Raw genomic sequence first — 7156 nt, forward strand, 5'->3', positions numbered from 1 at the left:
AATATCGGTGTCCTAATTAAAACAGAATACCAAGCGTGTAACTGATTCGATCAGGCATGAGTGATTTACAGTATTTTGGTTGCTAGTCCCCATCTTGGGGTAATCTAACCTTAGCGTTAGATAACAACCTTTATACTGTGTTGCTCATGCCTTTTTTGGCATCTGTTTTACTGAAAAGTGAATAATGAAAGGAAGTGACTTGATGTTTAAAAAGATGTTTGGCGTTTTACAAAGAGTTGGTAAAGCGCTAATGCTTCCAGTTGCCATACTGCCAGCAGCTGGTTTGCTGCTTGGAATAGGAAACATGCTGGTAAACCCCGATTTTCTACAGTACGTTCCGGCACTGGAGAATGATGTCGTTCAGGCGATAGCTAACGTATTGATGAACTCAGGGCAAATTGTATTTGATAATCTATCCTTACTATTTGCCGTGGGTGTTGCGATTGGTTTAGCCGGAGGTGAAGGTGTTGCTGGTCTAGCCGCAATTATCGGTTTCCTCGTAATGAATGTTACGATGGGTACTGTAATTGGCGTCAATGATTATGTCCTGAGCCAAGGCGATTTTTCTTATGCTAGCGTCTTAGGTATTCCAACACTGCAGACAGGGGTGTTTGGTGGTATACTCGTCGGTATATTGGCATCGTCCATGTACAAACGATTCTTCAAAATTGAGCTTCCATCCTATTTGGGCTTCTTCGCAGGTAAACGTTTCGTTCCAATCATGACTGCGGTTACGTCTTTGCTTCTCGGTCTGGCATTGACCTTAGTTTGGCCGCCAATTCAGCACGGTCTGAACTTTGTATCACAAAGTATGATTGATACGAATAAAACGCTCGCAGCGTTTATCTTCGGAACCATCGAACGCTCGCTGATTCCTTTTGGTCTGCATCACATCTTCTATTCTCCATTCTGGTATGAATTTGGTACCTACGTAGATAAAGCTGGAGAATTGGTACGTGGTGACCAACGGATCTTCATGCAGCAGCTTCGTGATGGCGTTGAATTCACAGCAGGAACATTTACAACAGGTAAGTATCCTTTCATGATGTTCGGTCTTCCAGCAGCTGCTTTGGCCATCTATCATGAAGCTAAACCTCATAATAAAAAAATCGTCGGAAGTTTGATGATTTCCGCAGCATTGACTTCGTTCTTGACAGGGATTACTGAACCACTCGAATTCTCATTCCTGTTCGTAGCTCCATTGCTGTTCGCAGTACATGCTGTGTTTGCAGGTCTGTCCTTTATGACCATGCATATCCTTAATGTTAAGATTGGTATGACCTTCTCTGGAGGTTTTATCGATTACGTACTCTTTGGTATCATTCCGAACCGTACGGCTTGGTGGCTCGTAATTCCAGTAGGTCTTGCTCTTGCATTGATTTACTATTTCGGGTTCCGCTTTGTTATTCGCAAGTTCAATCTGATGACACCGGGGCGTGAAGAAGATACGGATGAAGCTGATGATACAGATGCAGAATCAGTTTCTAAAACTGGTGATGATCTGCCTCGAAACATTTTATCTGCGTTGGGTGGTAAAGAGAACATCGCTCATCTGGATGCTTGTATTACCCGCCTTCGTGTGGAAGTTAAAGATAAATCAGGTGTGGATAAGAATCGTCTGAAGAAGCTTGGTGCATCAGGTGTGCTTGAGGTGGGTAATAATGTCCAAGCGATCTTCGGTACACGTTCCGATACAATAAAATCGCAGATTCAAGATGTAATTAATGGGAAGACACCTGCAGCAACGCCGGTAACGGCTGCACCTAAGCCTGAAGAAGAACAGCAGGCGGGTGAAACTGGTGAAGCGATTATCAAAGAAGATATCGTCTCTCCGGTAAATGGTGAATTAGTGGATATCACTGAGGTTCCAGACGCAGTGTTCTCCCAAAAAATGACGGGTGACGGTTTTGCTTTCCTATCTGATGATGGAAAGATTGCTTCACCGGTTTACGGTAAAGTGTTTAATGTGTTCCCGAGCAAGCATGCGATCGGCATTATGTCCGATGGGGGTAAGGAAGTGCTCGTTCATATAGGGGTTAATACAGTTAAGCTTAAAGGTCAAGGCTTTACTGTTCTAGTTGAAGAGGGCGACCTTGTAGCTGCTGGACAGCCGATCATGGAAGTGGATTTAGAATATGTAAAAGCACATGCACCTTCAGTAATGTCTCCTGTTATTTTCTCCAATTTGCCAGAAGGCTCTTCCGTAACCTTGAAGAAGCCAGGTAAGGTATCTATTGGCGATAAGGATATTATTACCATTCAGTAAAAGTGCAAGGGTGGAAGCTTCCTTTAAACATTAAAGGGAGCGAAGCCTTCACTATAAATTAAAAAATACTCTATTAAAAGAAAGCGAGTTGGATAATATTATGCAAACAACATTCAGAATTATCGATGAAGATGGAATTCACGCACGTCCGGCAACTGCCTTGGTAAATACAGCTACGAAATTCAAAGGTACAGAAGCTTATGCAGAAGCAAAAGGCAAAAAAGTTACATTGAAATCTATCCTTGGCGTATTGTCATTGGGTCTGGAAGCTGGAGACACGTTGTCTCTGATTACTGAAGGCAGCGAAGAAGCTGAAGCTCTGAGCGCACTTTCTGATGTAATGATTAAAGAAGGGCTAGGGGAAATCCATGAATAAAATTTCAGGAATCGCGGCTTCAGCAGGGATTGCAGTAGCCCGTGCTTTTATCCTGAAACATCCGGATTATACAATTACAAAGACTAGTATCAGTGATCCTGAAGCAGAAGTCGCCAAGTTGAATGACGCACTTGCTAAATCAAGTGCTGAACTGCAAACCATTAAAGAGCGTACTTTAGCAGAACTAGGAGAGAAGAAAGCAGAGATTTTTGCATCCCATCTGCTGATTCTTGAGGACCCTGAGCTGATTAATCCCGTAATTGATAAAATTCGTCAGGAATCGGTTAACGCGGACTATGCACTAAACGAAGTAGCTACACAATTCATTGAAATGTTCGAAAACATGAAGAGTGCTTACTTACAAGAACGTGCAGCTGACATGCGTGATGTGACCAAACGCCTGCTGAACCACTTGCTGGGTATTCATTATGTTAGTCCTGCAGAAATCAATGAAGAGGTTATTGTTATCGCTGAGGATTTAACACCTTCTGACACAGCACAGCTAAATCGCAAGTATGTTAAAGGCTTCACAACAAACATTGGTGGACGTACGTCCCACTCAGCGATTATGGCACGCTCCTTGGAAATTCCAGCAGTTGTTGGAACTAAGAATGTCATGACAGAAGTGAATTCTGGGGATCTAGTGATTGTCGATGGTCTGAACGGAGACGTTCTTATTAATCCTAGTGAAGCAGAAGTGGCAGCGTACGTTCGCAAGCAGGAAGCTTACGACTTGCAAATTGCAGAGTGGAAGAAACTTCGTGATAAACCAACGATTTCTGCAGACGGTAAGCACGTGGAGTTGGCAGCTAATATCGGTACACCAAACGATGTCAATGGTGTAATTGAGAATGGTGGCGAAGGTGTAGGCTTGTATCGTACTGAGTTTCTATACATGGGCCGCGATAAGTTGCCTTCTGAGGAAATTCAATATAACGCCTATCGTACTGTGCTTGAGAATATGAAAGGCAAACCGGTAGTTGTACGTACACTTGATATCGGTGGCGACAAAGAACTTCCGTATCTGGATCTACCAAAGGAAATGAATCCTTTCTTAGGATTCCGCGCAATTCGTCTTTGTCTGGATCGTCAGGATATTTTCCGTACGCAACTGCGTGCTTTACTGAGAGCAAGTGTTCATGGGGATCTTCGCATTATGTTCCCTATGATCGCAACACTTGGTGAATTCCGTGCAGCCCGTGATCTTCTGCTTGAAGAGAAAGCGAAGCTTCGTGAAGAAGGCAAGGAAGTGTCTGACAACATTCAGCTCGGCATTATGGTTGAGATTCCTTCCACTGCTGTATTGGCTGACCAGTTTGCAAAGGAAGTTGATTTCTTCAGTATTGGTACGAATGACCTTATTCAATATACAATGGCTGCTGACCGTATGAATGAACGGGTGTCTTACCTGTATCAGCCATACAATCCGGCCATCCTGCGTCTGGTCAAAAATGTAATTGATGCAGCGCATGCAGAAGGTAAATGGACTGGAATGTGCGGTGAGATGGCTGGGGACGCAACAGCGATTCCACTCTTACTAGGTCTTGGCCTTGATGAATTCAGTATGAGTGCAACGTCAATTCTGCCAGCACGTAGTCAAATTTCTAAATTGTCGGCTGCCGACATGAAGGAACTGGCTGCAAAAGCACTGCAACTTGGCACTGCTGAAGAAGTAGCTGCACTTGTTCAAAGCATCACTAACTAACTATTTCCATATGCATTACTCCGTTAAACGTTTTATAACGTTCCAACTACTATTACCGACTTCCGATGTTTGGAAGTCGGTTTTTTTGTGTTTAAATCAATAATTTTATTTCTTGTGTTGGCTTATGTTCATGGGAGAGCGTTATACTCAATTTAGAATAACTAAATTCACTTTTTATTTGCTTTATTGTACAGATGTCTATGCCGATAGTAATAGTGATGAGTAATAAAGTCGGTAAGGAACCCAAACCTGTAAATATGTCTTACATATAATAGTATGAATCCATAGAAAGTTTATACACCTTTATCGACTTGCAGAGCTGTGCAAGTATTAATATGATCTAAACTGGAAATATTTGGACTTATAAGCATCCCTATAAGTTAGGCAGGGAGCCATAGGATGGTGTTAACTCATGAGTAAAAATGTTATAAATACAGAATTAATGTTTGAGGTCTATGAAGGTAAAGACCTGGGCTTAACGTACTCGATGGAGTACAGTGTATTTAAAGTCTGGGCACCTACTGCTTTTGCTGTATCTCTAGTTTTGTACGAAACAGATGGAAATCAACGTAACATTGGATTTGATCTGAGCTCTGCAGATAGTGGGCGTATTATATATATGCAGCGTCAGAACGGCGGAGTCTGGCAGACTAAGTTATCAGGTGATTTAAAAGGGAAATATTATATGTACCGTGCTGTATTTGCTGATGGAAGTGTGACGGAAGCAGTAGATCCCTATGCAACAGCCGTATCGGCAAATGGTTTAAGAACAGCAATCGTTGATTTAAGTAGGACCCATCCTGAGCATTGGGAGAAGGATGTTGCTCCTCCATTGCAGCATCCTGCAGACGCGGTTATTTATGAGCTGCATGTGCGTGACTTCTCCTCACATGAGAGCTCTGGCATGTACAATAAGGGTAAATTTAAAGCATTTACAGAATTTGGATTAAAAGATTCGGAAGGAAATGCAATAGGTATGGATCATCTGGTCGAATTGGGTATCACCCATGTACATCTGATGCCTGTGTTTGATTTCCAGACTGTAGATGAGCTGAGTGTAATGAAGCGTGGTTCATCCATTGAACATAACGACTACAATTGGGGCTATGATCCTCAGCATTATAACGTACCGGAAGGATCGTATAGCACTGATCCTACCAATCCAGGGCTACGAATTCGGGAATTTAAAGAAATGGTTCAGGCACTGCATAGTCGTGGGATTTCAGTGATTATGGATGTGGTTTACAACCATACGTACGCTGTGGAGAAGGGCCCCTTTGAGCCGCTTGTACCAGATTACTTCTATCGCCGTGACTACTTGGGACGTTTATCTAATGGCTCGGGCGTGGGTAACGAGCTGGCTACAGAGCGTCCGATGGTACGCAAATATATTAAGGATTCTTTGTCCTACTGGGCTACGGAGTATCATATTGATGGCTTCAGATTTGATCTTATGGGTCTGATGGATAGTGTGACCATGCGTGAAATAACGGAAGAGCTTAGACTTGAGGTAAATCCTAATCTGCTGTTATATGGCGAACCTTGGACAGGAGGAGATTCTCCACTGGCAACAAAGACGCTAAAAGGTGTGCAGCGGGGAAAAGGATATGCTGTCTTCAACGATAACTTCCGTTCGGCGATCAAAGGTGATAGTGATGGATGGGGACGGGGCTTCATTACAGGGGAATACGGCAAAGAAGGGGCTGTTGCAGCCGGAATCAAAGGAGCCATCCACGAATTTACAGACTCTCCTGTGGAATCGGTGAACTATGTAACGGCCCATGATAATTTGAATTTATGGGATAAGGTGCTTACCGTACAAGGGGGATTTCAGGATGCTGCTTCACGGGCTAATCCTTACGTAAATGTAGATCTGGAGAATATTCTCAGCAATGAGACCGTGCGCCGATCCCTGCTTGCAAATGGAATCATCCTGACCTCGCAAGGGATTCCATTCCTGCATGCCGGTGATGAACTCCTGCGCAGTAAATTTGGAGATCATAATAGCTATCGTAGCGGTGATACGATTAACGCGATCCGCTGGAATATGAAGAGTGTGTTTAATCCTGTATTTCAATATTATAAAGGCTTGATCGAACTGCGGCGTACACATCCGGCATTTCGTCTGCATGGTAGGCAGGAAATTGAGCGTTCGCTGGAATTTATGCGCTGTGATGGGGGGATCGTGTCGTACCTGCTTAGAAATCATGCAGGAGGCGATCTCTGGAACAATATAACAGTCATTTTTAATGCCAATAATGATCGAGTAAAGCTATCTCTTCCTGAAGCTAATAACGGTTGGAATGTGGTAGTGGATCATACCCGAGCAGGGACAGAAGCATTCCGAAGGGTTACAGGTAGCGAGGTGGAAATTGAAGGCTTGTCGATGATGGTGCTCTATGATGAATGTGGTGAGCCAGCCCCGAGATCTAAAATTATCGAAGTACACTATGAACGGCCAGATGGGAAATATCAAGGCTGGAATCTTTGGGTTTGGGATACAGGAATTCAGGATGGACAATGCGACTTTCGGTATATGGAGGATGGGCGTGCAGTTGCACGCATTGAGGTGTTGCCAGATACCAATTCTATCGGGTATATATTACGTCTTAATGACTGGGAAGAGAAAGATGGCGATGGCGATCGCTTTATTGATTGTTCCACGGATGACGAGCTGATCAAGGTGATGGTTATAGATCGTGATCAGGAGAATGATGGGATCTCAGATGATCATCTGCAGTTAACCAGTTAAAAGAATAAAAAAGAGCTGCTTCAGGGTTTTTGAAGTGCTCCCTGTCAAGTGTACAGT

General features: G+C 43.4%; 4 protein-coding genes. All 4 read left to right on the plus strand.

The window, feature by feature from the left end:
- The first annotated feature begins 202 nt into the window (after positions 1 to 202).
- The 4 genes from ptsG (at position 203) to pulA (ending at position 7099) form a co-directional block, all read left to right on the plus strand.
- The gene (gene ptsG, locus CA598_RS11805; RefSeq protein ID WP_094870607.1) at positions 203 to 2266 is read left to right on the plus strand and encodes a glucose-specific PTS transporter subunit IIBC; all 2064 of its coding nucleotides are present in this window, start codon (positions 203 to 205) and stop codon (positions 2264 to 2266) included.
- A gap of 100 nt (positions 2267 to 2366) precedes the next feature.
- Complete coding sequence (locus CA598_RS11810; protein WP_042131974.1) at positions 2367 to 2642, plus strand: HPr family phosphocarrier protein; 276 nt, start codon at positions 2367 to 2369, stop codon at positions 2640 to 2642.
- Positions 2635 to 4347 (plus strand): phosphoenolpyruvate--protein phosphotransferase, encoded by a 1713-nt coding sequence (ptsP, locus tag CA598_RS11815; RefSeq protein WP_094870608.1) that lies wholly within the window; start codon positions 2635 to 2637, stop codon positions 4345 to 4347. Before CA598_RS11810 ends, ptsP begins: the two co-directional genes overlap by 8 nt.
- A 412-nt stretch (positions 4348 to 4759) precedes the next feature.
- Positions 4760 to 7099, plus strand: a complete 2340-nt coding sequence (pulA, locus tag CA598_RS11820; RefSeq protein ID WP_094876599.1) for a type I pullulanase — start codon at positions 4760 to 4762, stop codon at positions 7097 to 7099.
- Positions 7100 to 7156: the final 57 nt, after the last annotated feature.

It is taken from the genome of Paenibacillus sp. VTT E-133291, assembly GCF_002264395.1.
Classification (GTDB): Bacteria; Bacillota; Bacilli; order Paenibacillales; family Paenibacillaceae; genus Paenibacillus_AQ; species Paenibacillus_AQ nitricinens.